General features: G+C 53.7%; 20 protein-coding genes and 2 pseudogenes. 10 read left to right on the forward strand and 12 right to left on the reverse strand.

Features of this window, described 5'->3' with window-relative positions; genetic code table 11:
• The first annotated feature begins 75 nt into the window (after positions 1 to 75).
• Entirely contained in the window at positions 76 to 1470 is a 1395-nt protein-coding gene (pheP, locus tag FDX11_RS01055; RefSeq protein WP_137397311.1) for a phenylalanine transporter, read from the forward strand.
• Between the two features lie 54 nt (positions 1471 to 1524).
• Here pheP and FDX11_RS01060 read toward each other — a convergent pair whose 3' ends face one another.
• Together FDX11_RS01060 and FDX11_RS01065 are read right to left on the reverse strand one after the other, a co-directional pair.
• The gene (locus FDX11_RS01060) at positions 1525 to 2769 is read right to left on the reverse strand and encodes a mechanosensitive ion channel family protein (protein ID WP_042309900.1); all 1245 of its coding nucleotides are present in this window, start codon (positions 2767 to 2769) and stop codon (positions 1525 to 1527) included.
• A 71-nt stretch (positions 2770 to 2840) separates the two neighbouring features.
• Entirely contained in the window at positions 2841 to 4280 is a 1440-nt protein-coding gene (locus tag FDX11_RS01065; RefSeq protein ID WP_212734559.1) for an MFS transporter, read from the reverse strand.
• 107 nt (positions 4281 to 4387) lie between these two features.
• Here FDX11_RS01065 and FDX11_RS01070 point away from each other — a divergent pair, with 107 nt between their 5' ends.
• On the forward strand, positions 4388 to 5251 hold the full coding sequence (locus tag FDX11_RS01070; RefSeq protein ID WP_079225085.1) for a helix-turn-helix transcriptional regulator: 864 nt from the start codon (positions 4388 to 4390) through the stop codon (positions 5249 to 5251).
• Positions 5252 to 5297: 46 nt separating this feature from the next.
• Here FDX11_RS01070 and nfsB read toward each other — a convergent pair whose 3' ends face one another.
• The 3 genes from nfsB to FDX11_RS01085 form a co-directional block, all read right to left on the reverse strand.
• Positions 5298 to 5951, reverse strand: a complete 654-nt coding sequence (gene nfsB, locus FDX11_RS01075) for an oxygen-insensitive NAD(P)H nitroreductase (RefSeq protein WP_137360465.1) — start codon at positions 5949 to 5951, stop codon at positions 5298 to 5300.
• Positions 5952 to 6069: 118 nt separating this feature from the next.
• Entirely contained in the window at positions 6070 to 6438 is a 369-nt protein-coding gene (locus tag FDX11_RS01080) for an MmcQ/YjbR family DNA-binding protein (protein WP_079225081.1), read from the reverse strand.
• The gene (locus FDX11_RS01085; RefSeq protein ID WP_061381627.1) at positions 6438 to 7019 is read right to left on the reverse strand and encodes a TetR/AcrR family transcriptional regulator; all 582 of its coding nucleotides are present in this window, start codon (positions 7017 to 7019) and stop codon (positions 6438 to 6440) included. The genes FDX11_RS01080 and FDX11_RS01085 overlap by 1 nt, the downstream gene beginning before the upstream one ends.
• 190 nt (positions 7020 to 7209) lie before the next feature.
• On the opposite strand from FDX11_RS01085, the gene FDX11_RS01090 reads away from it, so the two are divergent.
• Entirely contained in the window at positions 7210 to 8322 is a 1113-nt protein-coding gene (locus tag FDX11_RS01090) for an MBL fold metallo-hydrolase (RefSeq protein WP_137397312.1), read from the forward strand.
• Between the two features lie 17 nt (positions 8323 to 8339).
• Entirely contained in the window at positions 8340 to 8681 is a 342-nt protein-coding gene (locus FDX11_RS01095) for a RamA family antibiotic efflux transcriptional regulator (RefSeq protein WP_042310172.1), read from the forward strand.
• 21 nt (positions 8682 to 8702) lie between these two features.
• Here FDX11_RS01095 and FDX11_RS01100 read toward each other — a convergent pair whose 3' ends face one another.
• Positions 8703 to 8951: a DUF1158 domain-containing protein gene (locus tag FDX11_RS01100; protein ID WP_137397313.1), complete on the reverse strand. Its 249-nt coding sequence runs from the start codon at positions 8949 to 8951 to the stop codon at positions 8703 to 8705.
• Positions 8952 to 9017: 66 nt separating this feature from the next.
• The gene (locus FDX11_RS01105) at positions 9018 to 10136 is read right to left on the reverse strand and encodes a YbdK family carboxylate-amine ligase (protein WP_137397314.1); all 1119 of its coding nucleotides are present in this window, start codon (positions 10134 to 10136) and stop codon (positions 9018 to 9020) included.
• A gap of 142 nt (positions 10137 to 10278) precedes the next feature.
• Here FDX11_RS01105 and FDX11_RS25330 point away from each other — a divergent pair.
• A pseudogene (locus FDX11_RS25330) lies at positions 10279 to 10968 on the forward strand (GNAT family N-acetyltransferase); the annotation flags it as partial.
• Between the two features lie 294 nt (positions 10969 to 11262).
• Positions 11263 to 11976: pseudogene (locus FDX11_RS25335) on the forward strand (alpha/beta hydrolase); the annotation flags it as partial.
• Here FDX11_RS25335 and entD read toward each other — a convergent pair.
• Together entD and FDX11_RS01120 are read right to left on the reverse strand one after the other, a co-directional pair.
• Complete coding sequence (gene entD / locus FDX11_RS01115) at positions 11966 to 12619, reverse strand: enterobactin synthase subunit EntD (protein WP_137366166.1); 654 nt, start codon at positions 12617 to 12619, stop codon at positions 11966 to 11968. The pseudogene FDX11_RS25335 and the gene entD overlap by 11 nt on opposite strands.
• A 50-nt stretch (positions 12620 to 12669) precedes the next feature.
• Positions 12670 to 14964, reverse strand: coding sequence for a TonB-dependent siderophore receptor (locus tag FDX11_RS01120; protein WP_042309884.1), 2295 nt, complete (start codon positions 14962 to 14964; stop codon positions 12670 to 12672).
• A gap of 253 nt (positions 14965 to 15217) precedes the next feature.
• On the opposite strand from FDX11_RS01120, the gene fes reads away from it, so the two are divergent.
• The 4 genes from fes to wzz(fepE) all read left to right on the forward strand — a co-directional run bounded on the left by fes (position 15218) and on the right by wzz(fepE) (position 21932).
• Positions 15218 to 16435 carry an enterochelin esterase gene (gene fes, locus FDX11_RS01125; RefSeq protein ID WP_137397315.1) on the forward strand — a complete coding sequence of 406 codons (1218 nt, stop codon included), beginning with the start codon at positions 15218 to 15220 and terminating at the stop codon, positions 16433 to 16435.
• Between the two features lie 30 nt (positions 16436 to 16465).
• Entirely contained in the window at positions 16466 to 16684 is a 219-nt protein-coding gene (locus FDX11_RS01130; RefSeq protein WP_087857112.1) for an MbtH family protein, read from the forward strand.
• On the forward strand, positions 16681 to 20571 hold the full coding sequence (entF, locus tag FDX11_RS01135; protein ID WP_137397316.1) for an enterobactin non-ribosomal peptide synthetase EntF: 3891 nt from the start codon (positions 16681 to 16683) through the stop codon (positions 20569 to 20571). Before FDX11_RS01130 ends, entF begins: the two co-directional genes overlap by 4 nt.
• 227 nt (positions 20572 to 20798) lie before the next feature.
• Positions 20799 to 21932 (forward strand): LPS O-antigen length regulator Wzz(fepE), encoded by a 1134-nt coding sequence (wzz(fepE), locus tag FDX11_RS01140; protein ID WP_042309880.1) that lies wholly within the window; start codon positions 20799 to 20801, stop codon positions 21930 to 21932.
• A gap of 45 nt (positions 21933 to 21977) precedes the next feature.
• Here wzz(fepE) and fepC read toward each other — a convergent pair whose 3' ends face one another.
• Genes fepC through fepD form a run of 3 tightly spaced genes read right to left on the reverse strand, consistent with a single transcriptional unit; the run spans position 21978 to position 24768 of the window.
• Entirely contained in the window at positions 21978 to 22775 is a 798-nt protein-coding gene (fepC, locus tag FDX11_RS01145; RefSeq protein WP_038638617.1) for an iron-enterobactin ABC transporter ATP-binding protein, read from the reverse strand.
• Positions 22772 to 23764 (reverse strand): iron-enterobactin ABC transporter permease, encoded by a 993-nt coding sequence (fepG, locus tag FDX11_RS01150; protein WP_170975579.1) that lies wholly within the window; start codon positions 23762 to 23764, stop codon positions 22772 to 22774. The genes fepC and fepG overlap by 4 nt, the downstream gene beginning before the upstream one ends.
• A complete protein-coding gene (gene fepD / locus FDX11_RS01155) occupies positions 23761 to 24768 on the reverse strand; it encodes a Fe(3+)-siderophore ABC transporter permease (protein WP_137397317.1) in 1008 nt (335 codons plus the stop codon). The genes fepG and fepD overlap by 4 nt, the downstream gene beginning before the upstream one ends.
• Between the last annotated feature and the right edge of the window lie 70 nt (positions 24769 to 24838).

A 24838-nucleotide genomic window follows, 5' to 3' on the forward strand; every position in this document is an offset into this window, starting at 1 on the left:
ACGATTGCGCCTTGCGGCAACCAGGTTGAAATGTTAAAAGAAGCCCCTTCAATAAAAACGACACAGGGGAAGGGCGTGAAAAACGCGTCAACTGCATCTGGCACCAGCGTGCCTGATGCCGCGTCGACGAATGAGCCGACGCTTCAGCGGGGGTTGCAAAACCGCCATATTCAGTTAATTGCGCTGGGCGGCGCAATTGGAACCGGCCTGTTTTTGGGCATTGGACCGGCCATTCAGATGGCGGGGCCTGCGGTGTTACTGGGTTACGGCGTAGCCGGAATCATCGCTTTTTTGATTATGCGTCAACTGGGCGAAATGGTGGTGGAAGAACCCGTTTCCGGATCGTTTGCCCATTTTGCCTATAAATACTGGGGACCTTTTGCTGGCTTTTTGTCCGGCTGGAACTACTGGGTGATGTTTGTGCTGGTTGGCATGGCGGAGCTGACAGCGGCCGGAATCTACATGCAGTACTGGCTGCCCGATGTCCCCACCTGGATTTGGGCTGCCGCTTTCTTTGTGATCATCAATGCCGTCAATCTGGTTAACGTACGTCTGTATGGCGAAACGGAATTCTGGTTTGCGCTGATTAAAGTGCTGGCCATTATCGGCATGATTGGCTTTGGTATCTGGATGCTGTTTTCCGGTAACGGCGGGGAACATGCGAGCATCGATAATCTCTGGCGTTACAACGGCTTTTTTGCCACTGGCTGGAATGGATTGATCCTCTCGCTGGCGGTGATTATGTTCTCATTTGGCGGGCTGGAATTGATAGGGATCACCGCCGCGGAAGCGCAGGATCCACAGAAAAGTATTCCGAAAGCGGTAAACCAGGTGGTGTACCGTATTCTGCTGTTTTACATCGGTTCTCTGGTGGTGCTGCTGGCCTTGTATCCGTGGGTGGAAGTGAAATCGAATAGCAGCCCGTTCGTGATGATTTTCCATAATCTTGACAGTAACGTGGTGGCTTCTGCACTGAATTTTGTCATTCTGGTGGCTTCGCTGTCGGTGTATAACAGCGGGGTTTACTCGAACAGCCGCATGCTGTTTGGTTTGTCCGTTCAGGGAAATGCGCCGAAGTTTTTAACCCGCGTCAGTCGTCGTGGCGTTCCGGTGAACTCATTGATTCTGTCCGGCGCGATTACGTCACTGGTGGTGTTGATCAACTATGTGCTGCCGCAAAAAGCGTTCAGTCTGTTGATGGCGCTGGTTGTCGCGACGTTGCTACTAAACTGGATTATGATTTGTCTGGCGCATTTGCGATTCCGCGCGGCGATGCGCCGCAAAGGACGTGATACGCAGTTCAAAGCGCTGCTGTATCCGGCCGGAAACTATCTGTGCATTGCCTTCCTCGGCATGATTCTGATGCTGATGTGCACCATGGATGATATGCGCTTGTCCGCTATTTTGCTGCCGATATGGATCCTGTTCCTGTTTGTTGCCTTCAAACTGCTGCGCCGCAAATCCCGCTAATATCTGACCGATCTCATCCTGGTGATGAGATCGGTCACTGCTTCTCATTGCCGATTAACGCTGAAAGATCCCTGACAATGCGCGAATATCATTTCCGGTAGGCGACTGATGAATGCGTAAGCCAAACTCTTCGATCACGGCAAATATGTGGTCGAAGATATCAGCCTGAATACTTTCATATTCCAGCCAGACTACCGTATTAGTAAAAGCATAAATTTCGATCGGTAAACCGTGATCGTCCGGCGCAAGCTGGCGTACCATTAACGTCATATCTTTGCGAATCCGCGGATGGTGACGTAAATATTCGTTCAGATAGGCACGGAAAGTGCCAATATTGGTCATCCGGCGGTGATTCAATACGGATTCAGGCGCATCCAATAGCTGATTCCACTCGTCAATTTCCTGATGACGCGTGGTTAAATACGGCTTTAACAGGTGTGCTTTATGCAGTCGCTGGCGTTCATCTTCGTCAAGAAAATGAATGCTGGTGGCATCAATGCTGATGCTGCGTTTAATGCGTCGACCACCGGAAGCTGACATCCCACTCCAGTTTTTAAAAGAGTCCGATACCAGTGACCAGGTGGGAATAGTGGTGATGGTGTTATCCCAGTTGCGCACTTTTACGGTGGTTAAACCTATATCGATAACCGCGCCGTCTGCGCCGTATTTCGGCATTTCCAGCCAGTCGCCCAGTTTGAGCATATCGTTCGCTGAAAGCTGGATCCCAGCCACCAGACCGAGGATTGGATCTTTAAATACCAGCATTAAGACGGCGGCCATCGCGCCCAGGCCGCTTATCAGTATTGCCGGAGACTGACCAATCAGCAGGGAAATCATCAAAATCCCAACGATAATTGCGCCAATCAGTTTGATTCCCTGGAATATACCTTTCAACGGTAGCTGAGATGCGGCAGGGAGTTTTTGCGACAGATTGAGAATAACGTCCAGCAGGGAGAAGAGGGACAGCAGGGCGTACATCATGATCCACAGCTGTGCGCAGGTCACTAATATCTCTGCGGCTTCGCTGCCTTTTTGTAACCACAGCGCGGCCTGAATGTTGACAATGATACCCTGCAGGGTGAATGCCAGCCGGTGAAATAACTTATTCTGCGTGATGATTTGTAGCCACAGACGGGAGCTGGCGTTCGCGCGCTTTTCAAATGCGCGCAGCACCACCCAGTGCAAAATAACGTGAACAATAATGGCGGTGAGAAAAATAATGCCAAAAATCATCACCAGCGAGGTGGTGTGGTTTATTTCAATGCCGAGTTCTTCTACCTGAGATATCAATTCCTGCATAAGGTCTCCTTAATAAACAGCGGCCTATGATGACCGCTGTCGGGAGCTTATGCAAATTACGCTCGTCTTGCCTACGATTTTGCGGCGATGCTGGCGCACACCGGATTGATATTCAGCGTGCGGCGAAATAAAAGGGTAGTCAGTAACAGCACGGTCATCATTGTGGCTTCGACGGCTAAAAAACCGATAACCGAGCGCGTGTAATCGCCATGGTAATGTTGCTGCAGATGCAGGAACAGCGCCCCCAACACGGCGGGACCGAGTCCTAATGTTGCCTGCTGCAACGTACTCAGAATGGTGGTTCCGGCGCCCGCATCCTGCGTGGCGATATCGCGCATACCGATGCGATAAAAACTGTTCACAATCAGAGCCTGACCATAGCCGATAAACGCTGTAGCTGGAACGAGCGTAATGGCCGAGGTGCGCATGCCTGAATACCAGAAGGTCATCATTAACCCCATTAAGCCAGCGATCTGAATAACCAGCCCGGTGAGCAGAATACGCCCCGTACTATAGCGGGCAATGAGTCGCGGTGCGTAACATGCAGAGATAAAATAGGCTGCGCCAAGCGCAATAAAGCTATTGCCGGATTCCCACGGGGCCATACCGAGACCGGCCTGTAAGGTTAACGCCATGCAGAACATAAATCCCGACCAGGCGCTAAAAAACAGTAATGCAATCAGCACGCCGAACCGGATGCTGCTGAGTTTCAACAGGCGTGGCGGCAAAAGAGGATGTTGCCCGTTCTGTTCTTGCCGTAACGCATTGCTTCGCATCCACCATCCCAAAGGCAGGATGGCGACCAGAGCTACCTGAGTCTGCCACGGCCAGCCGGTTTCCGGACCTAATGCCATAGGAAACAGCAAACAGCAGAGAATCACAGCCAGACTACTGGTGCCCAGCCAGTCGATGCGGGTTCGGGTTTCCCGGGTGGTTTCAGGGACATAGCGTTGGCTGAACATCAGGACTAACAGACAAATCGGGACATTAATAAAAAAAGCGTTGCGCCAGCCCAGCCCTGCAATATCTGCCGAAACCAGCCAGCCCCCGCCCATTTGGCCGACAATAAACGCGATGCCGCCAATGCCTCCATACAAACTGATGGCTCGCGCATGTGCAGGACCTTTCAGCGTGACGTGCAGGGTGGCAAGGATCTGTGGCACGATCAGCGCCGCACCCGCACCTTGTAGAACGCGAGCACTCAGCAACATGTGAATGGAATTCGCCATCCCGCAAAAAAGGGAGGCGATGCCAAACAGTACGACGCCCGCCATAAACAGGCGGCGGCGACCATAGTTATCACCAAGTTTGCTGCCTAGCGCCAGACAAACGGCGAAAGTCACCCCGTACAAAGCGACAATAAGTTCAAGCTGCGTGGTAGTGGCCTGGAGCGACTGGGTAATGGAATCCAGAGCGACATTGGTAATTGATGTATCAATGAGCGGGAGCATTTGGCCTGTCAATAACAGGAGCAACCCTATGCGGCCGGGTGAAACAGTTGATGTACTCATAGTAACTCCATTGCATCATTTTGCAGATGGACGTAGCATCACTGAAAAATTAAACGGGTACCAGTTCCTGATTATACTGGTATTGGTACTACTATGCTGGAGAGTCCATGGCGGTAATAGCGCAACAGGAATCCGCGGTTATCCTCCCCGATGATAGCCGCAAGCAGCTTGGCGCGTTTTTACGTGCGCGACGGGAAAGCCTCGATCCGCAGCGTCTGGGTCTGCCGCGTATTGGGCGGCGAAGAACGCCCGGTCTGCGCCGCGAAGAGGTCGCGATGCTGGCTAACGTGGGCGTCACCTGGTACACCTGGCTGGAGCAGGGGCGAGAGGTTAATCCGTCGCAAGCGGTCTTGCTGAATGTGGCGAATGCGCTGCAATGCAGTCCGCTGGAAACCCGCCACCTGTTTGTGCTGGCCGGATTGACGCCACCGGAATCCACGCCGGTGATGGTGTGTGAAGGGATCACACCAGGCACCCGAAAAATGCTCGACAGTCTGATGCCGCAGCCCGCCAGTATTCAGAAACCCAGTTTTGACATCGTGGCCTGGAATGAGAGTTTTTGCCGGTTAATGGGCGTTGATTTTTCCACGCTCCCGAGCGAAGACCGCAACTGTATTTACCTCTATCTCACCAATGAAACCTGGCGTAGCCGTATAGCAAACTGCGATGTATTACCGACGTTTGTTTCTTATTTCCGTGCGGCAATGGCGGAACATCGCAGCGATCCTGTTTGGGAAAATAAACTGGCACGCTTTTTTGCCGCATCGTCTGAATTTGAAGCATTATGGCATCAGCGTTATGACGTTCGCGGTGTGGAAAATCAGGTCAAAAACTTTGTCCATCCGCAGCTAGGGCGTTTTAGCTTGCAGCAAATGTACTGGTATTCCGCCCCGCGTAATGGTTCGCGGCTGCTGGTTTATTTACCGATGGATGAAGCGGGGGAGCAGGCTCTGGCGTGGCTGAATCAGTAGTGATACGCCCGATGGCAGTGATACTCATCGGGCGTGACGGAAAAAATCAGACTTCCGTCAGCGTTGTTTCCAGCGGCAGACGAGATTTCGGCAGCGCAGCGTTGAAATCCTCCACGCTGTGATGACCTACCGGGACTACGACCACGCTGGTGTAGCCTTTTTCTTTCAGACCAAATTCCGCATCCATTACTGCAGCATCAAAGCCTTCGATTGGCACCGCGTCCAGCCCCATCGCCGCAACGCCCAGCAGGAAGTTGCCGACGTTCAGGTACACCTGTTTCGCCATCCAGTGGTTGTCATCTTTGAGATCTTTGCGGTGCAGGTCGGCAAAGAAAGTACGGCCTTTATGGTTAGCGGCTTTGGCTTCCGGGGTAGCGAAACGCCCATCGCACTCTTCTTGATCGACAACGCGCTCCAGCCACGCATCGTCCATCGACGTTTTGGCGCAGAACACCACAACGTGGGATGCATCCAGCATTTTACGCTCGTTGAATACAAAGCCACCGGCTGCGGATTTCGCCACGCGCGCTTTACCTTCGTCAGTGCTGGCAACGATAAAGTGCCACGGCTGAGAGTTGGTGCTGGACGGACTAAACTGCAGCAGCGTTTTTAATTTTTCGGCCTGCTCAGCGGTCAGTTTTTTATTCGGATCGAATGCCTTAGTGGAGTAACGTTTTAAGGCGACAGAAACAATATCCATAACTACTCCTGGTGATTTTCCTACCCTGCGGGTGCGTTTTGTTCCAGCAGGGTACAGGGTTAGCAGAAAAAAGATAAGACAGAAAAATGCAAAAACACTTATCGACGTTAACGATAAATCAGACAGGGCGCAGGTGCTTTTGCTCTCGTTTGGGCAGGCCATCCACTACCTGGTGCCATGAGTCATTCACCAGGTCCGTCAGCAATGGCTCGGTAATGTCGTCGCCTGGATAGACTGAGATCCAGTGCTTTTTATTCATGTGATAACCGGGTTCAATGCTGGGGTAGATCTGTTGATTTAACAATGATTTTTGCGGATCGGATTTCAGGTTAACCAGCGGGCGTCCGTGATGTTCAAACACCAGCATGAAAATCTTACCACCGACCTTGAACACGTCGTATTCCGGGCCAAAAGGCCAGCAGTGCTCGGTGAAAGGCAGTTCTAGCGCAAGGCGCTTTGCGCAGTCATGCAGTGTCTTTCCGTCCATTATTTTTCCTCGCGAGTCAGGGCGCGCCACATGGCTTCAAACCCCAGCGAAATGTATTCAGCTGCGCGGGCAGGATTGCGGGCAGCGAATTCCATGGTTGTTTCTGCAAGTGTTAAAAAAAGCCCGTCGCCAAAGGCGCGATACTCGTCCGACATAAATTCAGGTCGCACGGAGCGATGGCAAAGATCGCGCAGTTCCGGGAACATATCGTCAGCCTTCTGTTCTGTTTCTTTACTGATTTTCTCGCTGACGGCCAACTGGCGAATGGTGCGATGTCCGCAGGTATGATTCAGACCCCAGCTAATGTAGCTATTCCAGATGTAGTGAGTCATGGTTTTGGCATCGGTCACTGAGCGATCCAGATTTGCCATCATTGACTGGCAGAGATCGTGTTTTAAAAAGAGGTAAAGTTCGTTGATCAAATCATCTTTGGTCGCGAAATAGCGAAACAACGTTCCCTCCGCAACCCCTGCATTGCGCGCGATTACGGCGGTAGAGGCCGCAATACCTGATTGTGCAAATGCTGTGGTTGCAGCTTCCAGTAATGCCAATTTTTTGTCTTCACTCTTCGGACGAGCCACTACACTTTACCCTTAAGTCTGTAAAAAACATGATTGAATCACGGCCTTTGCAGCACCGCAACGGCGAATGTCAAAGATTGAAAATCATCTTGACGGCGAACTTTCGATTTCTATAATGAGTGCTTACTCACTCATAATCAAGGGTCAGTCGCGCAAACCAGCGGAAAGGAGGCGCGTTTAAGGTCAGGATATGAAGCGTCTCACAGTTTGTGTGGTTGTTATTATGCTTATTGCCGCTGCTACAAGTTTACCGTTTGTACTCAATGCCGGATTTGGCCAGGCGCCGCAAGGGGCACAACTGAGTCAGGTTGAACAGTCGCCACACTATCGTGATGGACAGTTTCATAACCAGCTGCCGACACCGGGCTATACCGGTAACAAAGGTATGCTGGCGGCCTGGTGGGAGTTTCTGGTCGCTAAGCGTGAAAATGCGCGGCCAGCACAGCCGTTACCGTTGGTGGCGAGCGATCTCGCCGGGTTACCGCCGCAGCAGGATACTCTGGTCTGGCTGGGTCACTCTTCATGGTATTTGCAACTGGCGGGTCAACGCATCCTGATTGATCCGGTGTTCAGCAACTATGCCGCGCCGTTTTCATTTCTAAATAAAGCCTTTGCCGGGGATTATCCGTGGACCGCACAGACAATGCCGGAGATCGATCTGCTTATCATCTCGCACGATCACTATGACCATCTGGATCTCGCCACCATCAAGGCGTTAATGCCAAAGATTAAGCGGGTGATTACGCCGCTGGGGGTGGGGTCGCATCTGCGTTATTGGGGAATGCGCAGCGAAATAATCGAAGAGCGCGACTGGAATCAGTCTGTCAGAGTGACGGATTCACTGATTGTGCATGTTCTGCCAGCCCGCCATTTTTCGGGACGAGGCATTAAGCGTAATCAGACGCTATGGGCCAGCTTTATGTTTGAAACGCCGGAACAGAATATTTATTACAGCGGTGATTCCGGCTATGGACCGCATTTTAAAGCCATTGGCGAGCAGTTTGGCTCGGTTGATTTGGCGATTATGGAGAACGGTCAGTATGACCTGGACTGGAAGTTTATTCACATGATGCCGGAAGAGACGGCTCAGGCCGCGGCGGATCTGCATGCGAAAGCCGTTTTGCCTGGGCACGCAGGTCGTTTTGTTCTGGCGAAACATACCTGGGATGACCCGTACAAACGACTGGCGCTTGCCAGCCGCCAACAAGATTACCGACTGCTGACGCCGATGCTGGGTGAACCGGTCATACTGTCCGAACCGGACCAAACATTTGCGGCCTGGTGGCAGCAGGCGAATCAATGAACACAGGGGAGAGCATGATGACGATTTCTGCTCAGGTAATTGATACGATTGTTGAATGGATTGATGATAATTTGAATCAACCATTGCGCATTGATGATGTTGCCCGCCATGCGGGTTATTCAAAATGGCACCTACAGCGTCTTTTTATGCAGTACAAAGGCGAGAGCCTGGGGCGTTACATCCGTGAGCGTAAGCTGCTGCTGGCGGCGCGCGATCTACGCGATACCGATCAGAAAGTGTACGACATCTGTTTGAAGTACGGATTTGATTCGCAGCAGACCTTTACGCGTATTTTTACCCGTACGTTTAGTCAACCGCCTGGCGCTTATCGCAAAGAAAATCATAGCCGAACGCATTAACGGCACCGGGTTCTCGCAGGTTTAATCCGCCAGCGAGAACCAGCGCCGCCAGATGTAGCGCAGCACAACATACTCAATCACCCCCAGTAGTAAAAACCATAGGCAAAACAGCAACGTGTAAAACTGGTTGAGGTCCATCAGATGAAAAGTGGCAACCAGTTTTTGCGCCAGCACCAGGCCAAGTGAAGGGGCAGGTAAGAGCAGGCAGGACAGAAAAGCCAGCAGCAGGATCCCTGCGGCGGTCATCAGCGATTCAAGCGGGTGTCTCATGGTATTGTTAAAGTTGAGTTAAAATACCATTGTCCGGGATCTCTGCGGGCAACGCAAATCCCACGCCTAAAGCCCTGCCCAAATCTCACAGTGTTTTTTCACCAGACCACTCAACGATCCGCCTTCCGCCACGAAATCACGCATATTCTGTGCTTCATCATGACCATTTTTAACCTGTAGGCGTAAGGCTTCAATCGCGCTGGTCGCACCCACTTTGTCCGCAGAGGCGGCGACATTCTCCAGCAGCCGTAGCGTGTCATCCGCCAGGCGATGTCCATCGCCCGTATTCACGTCGGTGACGATTCCCGCCATACCAAAACGGCAGGCCTGAAAACGGTTGAATTTATACAGTAAATAATTTTGTTCCTGGTGTTTGAATGGACGTTTGGTGAGTAACCAGTGGGCGGTGGACTGAATCAGTCCCGCCATATTGACCGCGTGTTTAAGGGTCAACGGAGTGTCCATTACCCGAACCTCAACCGTACCGAAGTGCGGGCTGGGGCGGATATCCCAGTGCAAATCTTTAATGCTATCAATCATGCTGGTGTAAGCCAGGCGACGAAATAGTCCCGTAAATTCCGGCCAGTTATTCACCCATGGCATCGGACCGTTATCGGGAAATCCGGAGAATATATTCAGGCGCGAGCAGGCAAATTGCGTGTCGGATGTTTGCATATAAGGTGAGGCGGCAGAGAGCGCAATAAAATGAGGAACAAATCGCGACAGCCCGTGTAGGAGGTAAATGGCATCATCACCGTTGGCGCAGCCAACATGGACGTGTTGACCGAAAACGGTCGCCTGCTGAATAAGATAACCAAAATTTTCCAGATTACGTCGATAGCGTTCGTCATCGCAGACTTCCTGACGTTGCCATTTTTGAAATGGGTGCGTACCACCGCCGCAGATGGCGAGGTGATGATCTGCCGCAACCCGCATGATTACCTGCTGCATGGCCGACAATTCAGCATCAGCCTGGTCGATATTGCGACAAACTCCGGTTGCCATCTCCAGCATACTTTCGGTGATGTCGTGCTTCACTTCCCCGGCGGTAAGCTGCGGCTTAATGGCGTCAATCAGCCTGGAAGAATCCTGGCTCAGGTCGTAACCTGGGGGATTAACCACCTGCATTTCCAGTTCAATGCCTAACGTAAAAGGGTCGGAAACATGAAAATCGGGTAGTGACATAGGGTTCTCTTCAGCGTTGATTTTAATTAAGTATAGAAGGGCTGCTGGTTTTCTGTTCCGCGTAAGAAATCATCGCATGACGCTTTGAAGGCGAAATGGCAGGTGCTATAACTATTTTTTGCTTCGCAACAGGGGTTGAGTCGTGCCGGAAATAAATCTTTATGGACAGACAGTCGGCGATGTTGTTCCGGACTGGAAAGGTGCCGCCGTGCTGCCACGGGAAGAGCTTGTTGGGCAGTACTGCCGTTTGGTTCCTCTGGATGCTGACAGCCATGCCGCCGACCTGTTTGATGCCTATGCGCAGGCACCCGACGATCGCGACTGGACCTGGCTTGCAAGCTCTCGCCCAACGAGCGTTGAAGCCGCGGCTTGCTGGATCACGGCAAAATCCACTGACGCCTCTCTGGTTCCTTATGCGGTAATTGAACAGCGTTCCGGGCGTGCCGTTGGCCTGGTGTGTTTTATGGCGATCGAGCGGGAGCATGGCTCGGTCGAAATTGGTCATGTGACCTGGTCGCCGCGCATGAAAAATACGGTACTCGGCACCGAAAGCGTCTGGCTGCTGCTGCGTCAGGCGTTTGCGCTAGGGTACCGTCGTGTGGAGTGGAAATGCGATTCGTTGAATACGGCGTCGCGACGGGCGGCAGAGCGTCTTGGATTTATCTTTGAAGGGCGTTTTCGCCAGAAGATTGTGCGTAAGGGGCGCAACCGCGACAGCGACTGGTTATCAATAATTGATAGCGGATGGCCGCAGCGCGATGCCGCATTGCAGCGCTGGCTGGCTGCCGACAACTTTGATGAACATGGGCGGCAACGCAGGTCGATGGCAGAGTGCTTTTCCTGTCAGGTCGTCAACGCTGAGACAGTGCAGACGCAACAGCAAGATTATCAACAACGCTGGCAACAGGAACACGGTCCGGTGGCGCAAACACCGCCCACGCCGCTGGCTGATTTTCTCGCCGCGCAACCCCATAATCCCAATCCCGTCTACGACACGCTCAGCTCTCGAGCAGGATTAGCGGCGCTGACAAAAGCGAATGTATCCGCCCTGGAGCCGATGGCGGCGATTATCAATACTGAAGTGGATACCGGGGAGCGTCGCATTCCGGTACGGATTTATCGCCCGACATTTACCACAGAGCCGAAGGTGGTGGTGTTTATCCATGGCGGCGGACATCTGAGTGGTTCGGTGGAGGTGTACGACCCTATCGCCCGACATCTGGCGATGGCGACAAAAAATACCGTTGTTGCGGTTGATTATCGACGTGCGCCAGAAAATCCTTACCCGGCGGGTCTTTGCGATGCTAAAGCCGCGATAGAACACGTCTGGTCGCTGCTCGAAAGTCAGCATATTCCTTATACTCGCCAACTTACGCTTATTGGTGACAGCGGCGGCGGTGCTTTCAGCGCGACGCTGGCCGCTGCTTTATCCCGCGAGCTGCCGGGATTAATTCATCGCCTGGTGCTGATTTATCCGAGCCTGGACTACACCCTGAACTGGCCGTCGGTACAGGAGAATGGTTCAGGAAAGCTGCTGGATGAAAGCAAAATACGCTGGTATTTTCAGCAATATTTCCGCAATGGAGAAGATCGTAAACAGGCGTCTCCGCTTTATCTGCCGCTGAGCCAGAATTTTCCATCTACCCTGGTATTCAGTGGTGGGCTGGATCCGTTACGGGATGAGGGTTTTGCATTTGTCGCCAGATTGCAGGCGGAGGGGATATCCGTTCAGCATGTGCACTTTCCTGGGATGACGCACGCATATTTGATGCTGGAGGATAAAGTTCCGCAGGAGGCGCAGGCTACGTATCAGGCGATTGGTGAGTTTGTTAAAAAATAACGTCGCACAGCGTAATGACCTGGCGATCGCGCTGAAACCAGCGAACGTTAATTTCCTGCCCGGCGAGGCTTTGCGAAAATAAGGGCTGGATTCGCAAGGTTATCTGGGTTGGGGTGAGGGCGGTAACTTTAGCGCTGGCGAACCCCGGTAACGCCGTAGTGTGTTCCGAAAACGTTTTATACAGGCTCTCCTTTGCGCTGAACGCCAGGGTTAAGGCGAGTGGAAAGGGCAGGTTGGCGTGATGCATAATCTGTCGTTCGTGGTTATCGACAATGCTGTCAGCCAGCTCAACGGCGGTTGGTGGTGGAAAAATAGTTTCGATGTCCACTCCAACGGGACGCGTCGACACCACCGCCAGCGCAGTTGATGCGCTATGGCTGATGCTGCCAAACAGATTTTGCGGCCATAACGGTTGGCGTTGTGCGCCGATGCCGGGTACGGTTTTGAGGCCAAATTCGCGCAGAGCGTATACTGCAGCGATCCGCCCTGCTAAGTGTTCAGCGTTACGCTTACGTCCACTGGACAGGAGCTGAGCGTGGTGGGGGAGCCAGAGCAGCTCCTGCTCATGGAAGCTGGCGGGATCAAACTCGACAATATGCAGCGTGTGGTCTGCGAAAGTGAGTGGTGTGTGCGTGGTGTGCATGCTAGTGATGATTTCCCTCTCCCCACAGGCGAGGAGAGGGATAAACGTTATCAGAAGTGCGTGTTCACGCTCATGAACCACGTCCGGCCCGGTTCGTTATAGGTGTATGCGCCTGCGCCCGCCATATAGTCGCCAGTTTTGATATCACTGGTGGTTTGGGCATTACCTTCACGCCACAGACGTTTGTCGAAGACGTTATCCACGCCGCCGGTCAGGCTGACGTTTTTCGTCACATCCCAGGTCGCGCTCAGACCGACGATGCTGTACGGGCTGACTTCACTCGCCGAACTGCCGGTAACCGGTTTGCCTTGGTAATCATATTTTTTCGGCTGCTGTTTGCCGTACCAGGTAAAGGTTGATTGCAGTGACAAATCTTCGCGTGCCTGCCAGCTCAGCGTTGAGTTCAGCGTGTACTCAGGAATAATCGACAGGCGTTCGCCGGTCTCTTTATTCTTACTTTGCAGCATGTAAGTGATGTTGTTGGTCCAGGTAACGGTTTCGCTAACCGGCACGTTCAACGTCCCTTCCAGACCCTCAACCACCGCTTTAGGCACATTTTCCCACTGATAGATATCGGTGTAGGTTGTTGTTTCTTTGCCCGTAGTCGGGTTTTTCTGGGTAATTGACGTTCTGCTTAGCGGTGCGGTTCCCGCTTCGATCTTGTTGCGGTAATCGTTACGGAACCAGGTAACGCCTGCAAGCCAGCCGTCGCGTTTGAACTCCAGACCAATCTCTTTGTTGATGCTGGTTTCAGCTTTCAGGTCATCGTTACCCATCATATAGCAGCCAATACCGGTGGCAGAACCGGTGGCGTAGCAACCCTGGCCTTTGCTGTACAGAATATAATTCGGGTTAGTCTGGTACAGGCTAGGTGCTTTATAGGCGCGCGCGATGCCCATTTTCAGCGTAAAGTCGTCGCCCAGCCCCTGAGACAGGTTCAGCGACGGGCTCCAGTTATCGCCCACAATGCTGTGGTGATCGAAACGCAGACCCGGCGTCAGCATGGTGCTGTCGGTCAGTTCCATGTTGTTTTCAGCAAACAGAGAGAAAATTTCAGCTTGTGAATACGGGCTACGATCTGTACTGCTGGCACCAGGTATGTTCCCCCCCATAAACGTCTGGGTATTGGAACTCATGTCTTTCATACGCTGCTGATTCCACTCGGTACCCAGCGTCAGGTTCTGATTAACCAACAGGTCGAATGGAATGCTAATTTCACTGTGTAGAGTGACATCCGCCAGGTCAGTGTCAGTAAAATGATTACTGTTAAATAATCCTTCAAGACCTCCTGCCAGACCTTCACCTAAGCGAGAGTTGCGGGTGTGTTCGTACTGCGCCCAGTTGCTGGTGGTAATGCCGCTGTCCCAACCGCCGTTCCACGTCAGCGCATAGTTCTGGCGGTACATACGGTTAGTTTCTTTACCGTAGTATTTTTTTACCAGCCCATTGGTTTTGTTATCGTTGTTGGTGTTCTGAGTGTCGCCAGCATACAGATTGCCCTGGCGGCTGTAGCCTGCTTCAAACTCCAGCGATTGCATCGGAGCAAAATCCCAACGCAGCTGGCCGTTGATATCTTTGTTTTTTACCCCTTCACGACCGGCTGGCATCGTATCGGCGTATGACCCTGTACGAGCCGACTGGTGACCGTCGTTGATGTCCCACGCGTCGGCCTGAGTTTTATCGAGATTACCGTACAGACGGAAGCTGAAATCCCCGCCCAATGGGCCGTTCAGGCTAAAGTTGGTACGCTTGGTCGAGCCTTCGTCTTTGTGTTCCGGGGCATTGAAATAGGTATCCCACGAACCGTGCCATTCATTGCTGCCTTTTTTGGTGATGATATTCACCACGCCGCCCGCAGCACCATTGCCGTAACGTGCGGCGGCAGGACCACGCAGTACTTCAATACGCTCGATCATCTCCGGTGGCACCCAGGCTGTATCGCCGCGGGTATCACGCTCGCCGCGCCAGCCCTGACGCACGGAGTTACGGCTGGTCACCGGTTTACCGTCGATCAGAATCAGGGTGTTTTCTGGACCCATACCACGAATATCAATCTGACGGTTGTTACCGCGCTGGCCGCTGGTTGAGTTACCAGTCAGGTTAACGCCAGGCATGGTACGGATGATTTCCGCCACATCTCGGGCGGGAGGATTTTTACGGATTTCATCCGCGGTGATGGTTGAAACACCCGGCGCCTGCAGGTTCTGCTGAGCGGCGGTAACGACGATGGTGTCTTCATGAGAGACAGCGGCGTTTTCAGTTTGATCTTCTGCCATTGCTGGCAGTGCTACCCCGTAAATCCCTAAATTGACCAATAAGGCCAGTGAATGAATCTTGTTGTTCATTGTATGTCCTGCTGTTCTTTTAGCCACGAGAACCCATGTGCCGTGGTGCGGCATTTGGTCTGATGTCGCCCGCATCCGCGTAAACCCTCCATTCCAGAAAAAGTACGCAGCGCCAGGTCGGTTTATAAGTGGTGAAAAACTGTGCGCGCTTCCCACAGCGCGACAATACGCTATTGCAAATGCAAATAGTTATCAATAATATTATCAATATATTTCACGCTGAATCATAAAAATTCACAATAAACATGGGGTTATGGCGGTGACGACGTTAAAGACGGGAAGCGAAGCGTGGTGGCAGTCGAAAAAAGGCCCGGAGTGGGAGCGTGAAGAGAACGGAAATTATCGGGTAACCTTCTGGTGGCGTGACCCGCAGGGAACGGAAAAAGAGTCAGCCATTCGTCGTGTGTGGGTCTATATCACCGGCGTCACCGACCACCATCAAAATGTCCCCCCTCAGTCGATGCAACGTATTAGCGGTACAAATGTTTGGTACTGGAGTGTTTCCCTCAGCGCCCACTGGCGCGGTAGCTACTGTTTCATTCCCACCGCTCGGGACGATATTTTTTCCGCGCTGACGGCGGGTGAAGCGCCTGACCGAACTGTGTTGCGTGAAGGCTGGCGACAATTGTTACCGCAGGCGATTGCCGATCCTCTTAATCCTCAGAGCTGGCGGGGAGGTCGTGGCCATGCGGTGTCTGCGCTGGAAATGCCAGACGCTCCCGTACAGCCTGGATGGGATCAGCCTGAAGATCCCGATTGCCCCGCAGTTTGCCTGCAATGGCACAGCACCAGGCTTGGGAATACGCGTCGCGTATGGGTATTTACCACCGGTGACGCCCGACCAGAAGCGCGTCCGCTGGCTATCCTGCTGGACGGTCAGTTTTGGGCACAAAGTATGCCGGTCTGGCCTGCACTGGCTGCGCTCACGCACCGCGGAGATCTCCCACCCGCCGTATATCTTCTGATTGACGCGATCGACACATCTCATCGTAGTCGCGAACTGCCGTGTAACGCCGATTTTTGGTTGGCGGTACAGCAGGAGCTATTGCCGCTGGTAAAGACGACCACTGTGTTCAGTGACGATCCGCAGCGCACGGTGGTCGCCGGACAAAGTTTTGGCGGGTTGTCTGCGCTGTATGCGGGACTGAACTGGCCCGCGCGCTTCGGCTGTGTGCTTAGCCAGTCCGGTTCTTACTGGTGGCCGCATCGCGGCGGTCATCAGGATGGGGCGATTGTTGAGCAACTGAAGAGCGGGCAGGTCAGCGTTCAGGGACTGCGTATCGTTCTGGAGGCCGGGATCCGCGAGCCGATAATTTTTCGTGCCAATCAGGCGCTATATGCCCAATTACCCTCTGCACCACAATCTATTTTCTGGCGTCAGGTTGATGGCGGACACGATGCGCTTTGCTGGCGCGGCGGCCTGATGCAAGGGCTAATGACGCTCTGGCAGCCGCTTTCCGAGACGATTTAACCGGACGATGTTCCACGACAGGAGTTGAGTATGGAATTCAGTAACCCCTTCGATAATCCGCAGGGCCAGTTTTACATTCTGCAAAACCCACAGCGTCAGTTTAGCCTCTGGCCGCAGCAGTGCTCCCTTCCTGCTGGCTGGCAAGTCGCGTGCGAACCGCAATCGCAGGAAGCCTGCCAGCAATGGCTGGACGCAAACTGGACCACGCTGACGCCAGCAAACTACGTTGATGTGCAGGAGGCTCCATGACTCAGCGTTTACCGTTAGTCGCGGCTCAGCCGGGGATCTGGATGGCGGAAAAACTCTCCACACTGCCCTCGGCGTGGAGCGTGGCGCACTACGTAGAATTAACCGGCGAACTGGACGCGCCGTTGCTGGCGAAAGCGGTTGTGGCGGGTCTGGAGCAGGCGGATACCCTACGGATGCGGTTTAGCGAAGATAACGGCGAGGTCTGGCAATGGGTAGACCCCGCGCTCGCCTTTGCGCAACCCGACATTATCGACCTGCGCGAAAAATCTCACCCACATGAAGCAGCGCGCGCATTGATGCAGGCCGATCTGCAACAGGACTTACGCGCTGATGGCGGTAAACCGTTGGTTTTCCATCAGCTTATTCAGGTGGGAGATAAACGTTGGTACTGGTATCAGCGTTACCATCATCTGCTGGTTGATGGCTTCAGTTTCCCGGCCATTACCCGCCAGATAGCCGCTATTTACCGCGCATGGTTGTGTGGCGAACCCACGCCGGATTCGCCTTTTACGCCGTTTGCCGAAGTCGTGGAAGAGTATCAACAGTATCGTCAAAGCGATGCCTGGCAACGTGATGCTACTTTCTGGACCGAGCAGCGTAAACAGTTACCGCCCCCGGCGTCGTTGTCGAACAAACCGTTACCGGGGCGCTCGGCCAGTGCCGATATTATTCGTCTGAAGCTCACCGCGCCTGAAGGCGCGTTCCGCCAGCTTGCAGCACGTATGCCTGATGTGCAGCGTGCGGATCTGGCTCTCGCGCTGGTAGCGTTGTGGCTGGGACGTTTATGCAGCCGAATGGATTATGCCGCCGGGTTTATTTTTATGCGGCGTATGGGATCGGCGGCGCTCACGTCCACCGGACCGGTTTTAAACGTTTTGCCCTTTGGGGTGAGGTTGGATGCGGCAGAAAACTTGCCTGCGCTGGCACAGCGGTTGGCAGGGCAGTTGAAGAAAATGCGGCGACATCAGCGTTATGACGCTGAACAAATTGTGCGCGATAGCGGGCGTGCAGCCGGTGCCGAGCCGTTGTTCGGCCCAGTGCTGAACGTGAAAATATTCGATTATCAGCTGAATATTCCGGGCGTTCAGGCGCAGACCCATACCCTGGCGACAGGCCCGGTCAACGATCTTGAGCTGGCGCTATTCCCGGATGAAAACGGTGGGCTAAGTATTGAAATCCTCGCTAATAAACAGCGTTACGATGCGGCGACGCTGGCGCAACACGCATCGCGTTTAACCGCGCTTATCGAACAGTTTGCCGACAATCCGGCGCTACGCTGTGGTGAGGCCGGGATGCTGTTGCCAGCGGAGTATGAGCGGCTGGCGAAGATTAATGACACGACGGTGGAGATCCCGTCCACTACGCTGAGCGCGCTGGTGGCACAGCAGGCCGATAAAACGCCGGATGCCCTGGCGCTGGCCGATGCTCGCTATCAGTTAAGCTATCGCGAAATGCGCCAGCAGGTTGTGGCGCTGGCGCAGCTACTGCGTGCGCGTGGCGTACAGCCAGGTGACAGCGTTGCGGTAGCATTACCGCGTTCCGTGTTCCTGACGCTGGCGCTGCACGGTATTGTTGAAGCCGGCGCCGCCTGGCTACCATTGGATACCGGATACCCGGACGATCGCCTGCGGATGATGCTCGAAGACGCGAAGCCGAAATTGTTGATCGCAACCGATGAACAACTGGCGCGCTTTGGCGATATCCCAGGACTGGAAAGTCTGTGCTACAACGCGCCGCTGCCTGTGGGTGATACCGCGCCGTTGGCCCTCTCTCAACCTAATCATACGGCCTATATTATTTTTACTTCCGGTTCTACCGGCAGACCAAAAGGGGTGATGGTCGGGCAAACGGCCATCGTTAACCGTTTGCTGTGGATGCAAAATCACTATCCGCTGACGGCAGAGGATGTGGTGGCGCAAAAAACGCCGTGCAGTTTTGATGTCTCGGTGTGGGAATTTTTCTGGCCGTTTATTGCCGGCGCAAAATTGGTGATGGCGGAACCTGAGGCACACCGCGACCCGCTGGCGATGCAGCAATTCTTCGCCCAATACGGGGTGACGACCACTCACTTTGTCCCTTCCATGCTGGCTGCTTTTATTGCGTCATTGACGCCGGAAACTGCGCAGGAAAGTTGTGCCTCGCTGAAGCGGGTATTCTGCAGTGGCGAAGCCTTGCCTGCAGATTTATGTCGTGAGTGGGAACAGTTGACCCATGCGCCATTGCACAATTTATACGGGCCAACCGAAGCGGCGGTCGATGTGAGCTGGTATCCGGCCTGGGGGGAAGCGCTCGCCGCCGTAACCGGCAACAGCGTGCCGATTGGTTATCCGGTATGGAACACCGGTTTGCGGATCCTTGATGCCATGATGCGTCCGGTGCCCTTCGGCGTAGCGGGCGATCTATACCTGACGGGGATCCAACTGGCGCAGGGCTATCTGGGACGAGCGGATCTGACGGCAAGCCGCTTTATCGCCGATCCGTTTAATGCCGGTGAACGCATGTACCGTACCGGGGATGTGGCCCGCTGGCTGGAAAATGGCGCGGTGGAATATCTCGGGCGCAGCGATGACCAGCTTAAAATTCGCGGACAGCGTATTGAACTGGGGGAAATTGATCGGGTGATGCAGCAACTGCCCGATGTCGAGCATGCTGTTGCCCATGCCTGCGTATTTAATCAGGCAGCGGCGACCGGCGGCGATGCGCGTCAACTGGTGGGGTATGTGGTGTCGCAATCGGGTTTACCGCTGGACACATCTGGATTGCGGGAGAGTCTGCGCGAAAAACTGCCAGCGCATATGGTGCCGACGGTATTGTTGCAACTGGCGGAGCTGCCGCTCAGCGCGAACGGTAAATTGGATCGTAAAGCGCTACCGATGCCTCAGCTAACGTCGCGTACAACGGGACGTGCGCCGCGCCCAGGGATCGAAACCACCATTGCGCACTCTTTTGCAGCCTTGCTGGATTGTGAGGTCAATGATGTGGAGGCAGATTTCTTTGCGCTGGGCGGACATTCTCTGCTGGCGATGAAGCTGGCGGCACAATTGAGTTGCCTGTTTGAACGACAGGTGACGCCAGGTCAGATTATGGTGGCTTCTACTGTTGAACAACTCAGCGCATTGCTGGAGAGTCAGGATGATGAACAGTCGCAGCGTCTGGGATTTGAGACGCTGCTGCCGCTGCGTGAAAGTCACGGCCCAACGCTGTTTTGCTTCCATCCGGCGTCGGGTTTTGCCTGGCAGTTTAGCGTGCTGTCGCGTTACCTCAGTCCACAGTGGTCGATTATAGGCATTCAGTCACCGCGACCGGATGGACCCATGCAAACGGCGGAAAACCTCGATGCGGTATGTGACCATCATCTGGCAACGCTGCTTAACCAGCAGCCTCACGGTCCATACTATTTATTAGGTTACTCACTGGGAGGCACTTTGGCGCAGGGGATTGCCGCACGTTTACTCGCTCGGGGTGAGAAAGTTGCCTTTCTGGGGCTGCTGGATACCTGGCCGCCGGAAACGCAAAATTGGCAGGAAAAAGAGGCCAATGGGTTGGATCCTGCCGTACTGGCGGAGATCGAGCGTGAACGTGAAGCGTTTCTGGCCGCACAGCAGGGCAATGCGTCTGACGCGTTATTCAACGCTATCGAAGGTAATTATACCGATGCGGTTCGCCTGTTAACCACAGCCCACAGCGTACCTTTTGCGGGCCACGCTACGTTGTTTGTTGCTGAACGCACATTACCGCAGGACGTTAGCCCTGAACGTAGCTGGTCACCATGGATATCCAGTCTGGATGTTTATCGTCAGGACTGCGCGCATGTCGACATCATTTCTACCACCGCCTTTGAGACGATAGGGCCTGTAATTAATGCGCTGATTAATCAATCTGTGTAACAAAGTCACTTTTGCTATTGCGGCGATCGAACAACCCCATAATGCAGCGTCATGTTGTGGGGTTGTTACTTTACTGTGTGATGGGTTGGCAAGGAGAGTGAATAAATTCCGAATATAATTTTTGGTAGGGGCTGATGCGTAAAGAAAGTTTCGGATAATTCTGACTAGCTGGTAGACTTCTCCCACGGGAGTGTTTTTCTTATGGGAAAGTTTTCAGGTCACGCAACATGTCATCATTAAATATTAAGCAAGACAACGTTTCGGAATTTACTGCCTATCCTCAGCCTGCGGTAAACGCCAACGAAATAGATTTGGTTAACCTGATCGAAATCTTATGGCGCGCCAGGACGAAAATTGTGGCTACCGTTTTCGCCTTTGCCTGCGTAGGTATCCTGGTCTCTTTCCTGCTGCCGCAAAAATGGACCAGTCAGGCCATCGTGACCCCAGCAGAACCGGTTCAGTGGCAGAACCTCGAGAATACGTTGACCAAATTGCGCGTACTGGATATGGATATTGGCGTTAGCCGTGGGGATGTGTTTAACCTGTTTATCAAAAAATTCCAGTCACCCTCATTGTTAGAAGATTATCTGCGTTCTTCACCCTATGTGATGGATCAATTGAAAGGCGCTGATATTGACGAAATGGACCTGCACCGCGCAATCGTCAGGCTCAGTGAAAAAATGACCGCGGTTGACGCCAATGTCGGTAAGAAGAATGAGACCTCGCTGTATACCGCGTGGACCCTGAGCTTTACCGCCCCTCAGGCCGAAGAAGCCCAGTCTGTGCTACAGGGATATATCCGATATATTTCTGATATTGTAGTGAAAGAAACGCTGGAAGATATTCGCAATAAACTGTTCATCAAAACCAGTTATGAGAAAGAAAAATTGGCGATGGATCGCGTCAGGCTCAAAAACCAGATGGAAGCAAATATCCAGCGACTCAACTACTCCCTGGAAATTGCGAATGCCGCCGGGATTAAAAAGCCGGTCTACAGTAATGGCCAGGCGGTGAAAGATGACCCTGATTTCTCTATTTCACTGGGCGCTGACGGTATCTCGCGTAAATTAGAAATAGAAAAATCAGTAACAGATGTTGCGGAGATTAACGGAGAATTACGTAACCGCCAATATCACGTTGATCAACTGTTAGCGATGAATGTGAGTGACGTAAAATTTACGCCGTTTAAATATCAGCTTTCACCTTCGCTGCCAGTGCATAAAGATGGTCCGGCTAAATCGATGATCGTTATTCTGGCGGCGTTACTGGGTGGTATGGTGGCCTGTGGTGGCGTTCTGCTGAACTACGCCATGGTGTCGCGTAAGCAAAAAATGACGTTTATTGATCAGCAACTGGTGTGATTAATTGGCGTATGGCGGCGGGCAGTCGCCATACGTTAAATCTCGCTATTTGTTGCGCCCTAGTGGCACCACTAACGGCGTGCCGGCAACTGGATCGTCGATAATCATACAGCGTAATCCATAGATTTTTTCGATAAGCTCCGCAGTAACAATCTCCTTCGGTGCCCCCTCGGCAATAATTTTTCCGTCACGAAGCGCAATCAGATGCGTGGCGTAGCGACAGGCCTGATTGAGGTCGTGCAGAACGGCAGCCAGCGTGTAACCCTTCTCCCGGTTGAGTTCACTGAGCAGCTCCAGCAGATCAATCTGATGGCTGATATCCAGCCAGGTGGTGGGTTCATCGAGCAACATAATCGATGTTTCCTGCGCCAGTACCATTGCAATCCATGCGCGCTGACGTTGCCCGCCGGAAAGAGTATCTACACTTTGCGCCGCCAGATGCGTGATCCCTGTGGCCTGCATCGCTGTGTTTACCGCGATTTCATCTTCTTGCCGCCAGCGGGTAAACAGCGGCTGATGTGGGTAACGCCCGCGAGCAACCAGCTCCTGTACGGTAATATCGCCCGGCGTGGTGGCGTTTTGCGCCAGCAAACCTATTCTGCGTGCGACCTCTTTGCTGGCATAGTGCTGAATATGCTCACCGTCGAGCCAAACCTTGCCGTGTGCGGGTGTCATCAGACGACTCAGTGTACGTAGTAGCGTTGATTTCCCGCAGCCGTTTGGCCCAATGATCGCGGTAAAGTGACCGTCGGGAATCGACACATTGAGGTTTTCCGCTACGGTAAACTTGCCATAACCCAGCGTTAACTGGTCGCCGCGCAAACGGGCAACTGATTCGATCATTTTTTGCGGGACTCCTGAATTAACAAGACGATAAGATAAATACCGCCGAGGCTTACGGTGACCACACCCACCGGAAGCTGATAAGGCATAAACAGCTGTTGGGCGCATAAATCCGCCATCATCAGCAGCAATGCGCCGCACAGCGCTGACAGGGTTAATCCCCAGCGGGATGTGCCGCTAAGTCGACGCGCAATATGCGGGGCGACGAGAGCAATAAAGGAAATTGGACCTGCCAGCGCGGTGGCGGCGGCGGTCAGTACCACGGCTACCAGCATCATCATCAGACGCGAACGCTCAACGCTGACGCCAAGCGCACAGGCGCTGTCATCACCCATTTCCAGTAAACGCATCCGGCGCACCAGCAGTGTGGCGCACACCAGCATCACAATAATCAGCGGGGCAGAAGGCCAGGTCTTGGCCCAGGTCAGGCCATTGAGCGATCCGGCGTTCCACAGTCCGGCTGTTAACGCGGTTTCTAATGATGCTTTCAGCAGCAGCCAGGTGTTGAACGCCACCAGCATAGCGCGTATGCCAATACCAATAATAATTAGCCGGAAGGTGTCGATACCATTACGCCAGGCGAGCGCCCAGACTACCAGTGAAGTCAGGATGCCACCCAGCATAGCCGCCAGCGCGATAGCGGTAAGATGCTGACCAAACAGCACCATTGCCACCAGTACACCGCTCCAGGCACCGGTATTGAAACCCATCACATCCGGGCTGCCCAGCGGGTTGCGCATCAGCGACTGAAATATTGCGCCACTCACGCCCAGTGCCGCGCCAATCAATAGCGCCATAAGCACGCGTGGCAAGCGCCATTCGGTGACCACCAGCGTAATACTGCGCGGCGCATCGCCGAACAGAGCGGCAATAATTTGCTGAGTTTCCAGCGTAACGACGCCGCTACGCAGGCTCCACAATCCAACGACGAGACACCCTACAACCAGCAGCAGGCTGCTGATGATCAGACGGCGGGAGAGGTGCATCATGCGCCACCCCCGCGCGATTTACGGCGTACTAAAAAGATAAGCACCGGCGCGCCGATAAATGCGCTGACCACCGAGACACGCAGCTCGCCGGGGACAATCACACGACCGATAATATCGGCAATTAACAGTAGAGAGGGGGTTGCCAGCAGAGTGACGGGCAATGACCAGCGGTGATCGGCGCCTACCAGCCAGCGCGCCATATGCGGCATCATCAGGCCGATAAAGGCGATAGGACCAACAATCGCGGTCGCGCTGCCGCACAGGACAGTGATCGCCAGCAGGCCGATAAACTGCGTACGAGCGACTTTACTGCCAAGCGCGGTTGCGGTGTCACTGCCGAGACTCAGGCTATTCAGGGCACGGCTGAGGAACAATGCGACAGCCGCGGCAATCAATACCGGCACCAGTACTACCTTCAGCGTTTGCAGGCTGCGGATATCGAGGGAACCGGCCTGCCAGAAACGCAACTGATCGTAGACGTCCGGGTTGAGTAGGGCGATGCCGGTGGATAGCCCCTCGAGCACTGCACCCAGCGCAACGCCCGCCAGCGTCAGTCGTACCGGGCTGAGTTGCCCACCGCCCTGGCTACCGGTAAACGCCACAATCAGCGAGGCGGCCAGCGCCCCGGCAAAAGCCATCAGCAATTGTTCCTGTGGCGAAGAGAAACCGAACAGCGACGCGCCCAGCACGATGGCGAAGCTGGCGCCAGAGTTAACGCCAAGGATCCCCGGATCGGCGAGCGGGTTACGCGTGAGCGTTTGCATTAATGCGCCCGCCAGACCCAACGCGCCGCCGGCGAGCAGTCCTGCCAGCGTGCGTGGCAGTCGCGCGTCCAGCACGATGGTGCAATCCGCGCTTTGGCAACTGCCGGAGAGTGCGTCCAGCACCACGGAGGCAGGTAGCGATTTTGCGCCAATAACCAGACTTAATACCGTGGTGAGAACAAGTAATAACAATAGTCCGGGCACGGCGAAGGCGCGTGTCGCGGAAACAGTGCATGACATATCAACTTCCCTGATAATGATAGTAATTATCGTTATCGATCTTATTTGGATATGTTAGCATGTGCAGCCA

It is taken from the genome of Citrobacter sp. wls714, assembly GCF_005281025.1.
Taxonomy (GTDB): domain Bacteria; phylum Pseudomonadota; class Gammaproteobacteria; order Enterobacterales; family Enterobacteriaceae; genus Citrobacter; species Citrobacter werkmanii.

Excerpts from the sequence above, each read along its gene's own strand:
- FDX11_RS01060 (WP_042309900.1), bottom strand. The coding sequence starts at position 2,769 with ATGCAGGAATTGATATCTCAGGTAGAAGAACTCGGCATTGAAATAAAC.
- fepD (WP_137397317.1), bottom strand. The coding sequence starts at position 24,768 with ATGTCATGCACTGTTTCCGCGACACGCGCCTTCGCCGTGCCCGGACTA.
- nfsB (WP_137360465.1), bottom strand. The coding sequence starts at position 5,951 with ATGGATATTGTTTCTGTCGCCTTAAAACGTTACTCCACTAAGGCATTC.
- fes (WP_137397315.1), top strand. The coding sequence starts at position 15,218 with ATGGCGGTGACGACGTTAAAGACGGGAAGCGAAGCGTGGTGGCAGTCG.
- fepG (WP_170975579.1), bottom strand. The coding sequence starts at position 23,764 with ATGATGCACCTCTCCCGCCGTCTGATCATCAGCAGCCTGCTGCTGGTT.
- FDX11_RS01080 (WP_079225081.1), bottom strand. The coding sequence starts at position 6,438 with ATGGACGGAAAGACACTGCATGACTGCGCAAAGCGCCTTGCGCTAGAA.
- FDX11_RS01095 (WP_042310172.1), top strand. The coding sequence starts at position 8,340 with ATGACGATTTCTGCTCAGGTAATTGATACGATTGTTGAATGGATTGAT.
- FDX11_RS01090 (WP_137397312.1), top strand. The coding sequence starts at position 7,210 with ATGAAGCGTCTCACAGTTTGTGTGGTTGTTATTATGCTTATTGCCGCT.
- FDX11_RS01105 (WP_137397314.1), bottom strand. The coding sequence starts at position 10,136 with ATGTCACTACCCGATTTTCATGTTTCCGACCCTTTTACGTTAGGCATT.
- entF (WP_137397316.1), top strand. The coding sequence starts at position 16,681 with ATGACTCAGCGTTTACCGTTAGTCGCGGCTCAGCCGGGGATCTGGATG.
- FDX11_RS01130 (WP_087857112.1), top strand. The coding sequence starts at position 16,466 with ATGGAATTCAGTAACCCCTTCGATAATCCGCAGGGCCAGTTTTACATT.
- fepC (WP_038638617.1), bottom strand. The coding sequence starts at position 22,775 with ATGATCGAATCAGTTGCCCGTTTGCGCGGCGACCAGTTAACGCTGGGT.
- entD (WP_137366166.1), bottom strand. The coding sequence starts at position 12,619 with ATGCACACCACGCACACACCACTCACTTTCGCAGACCACACGCTGCAT.
- FDX11_RS01065 (WP_212734559.1), bottom strand. The coding sequence starts at position 4,280 with ATGAGTACATCAACTGTTTCACCCGGCCGCATAGGGTTGCTCCTGTTA.
- FDX11_RS01070 (WP_079225085.1), top strand. The coding sequence starts at position 4,388 with ATGGCGGTAATAGCGCAACAGGAATCCGCGGTTATCCTCCCCGATGAT.
- FDX11_RS01100 (WP_137397313.1), bottom strand. The coding sequence starts at position 8,951 with ATGAGACACCCGCTTGAATCGCTGATGACCGCCGCAGGGATCCTGCTG.
- FDX11_RS01120 (WP_042309884.1), bottom strand. The coding sequence starts at position 14,964 with ATGAACAACAAGATTCATTCACTGGCCTTATTGGTCAATTTAGGGATT.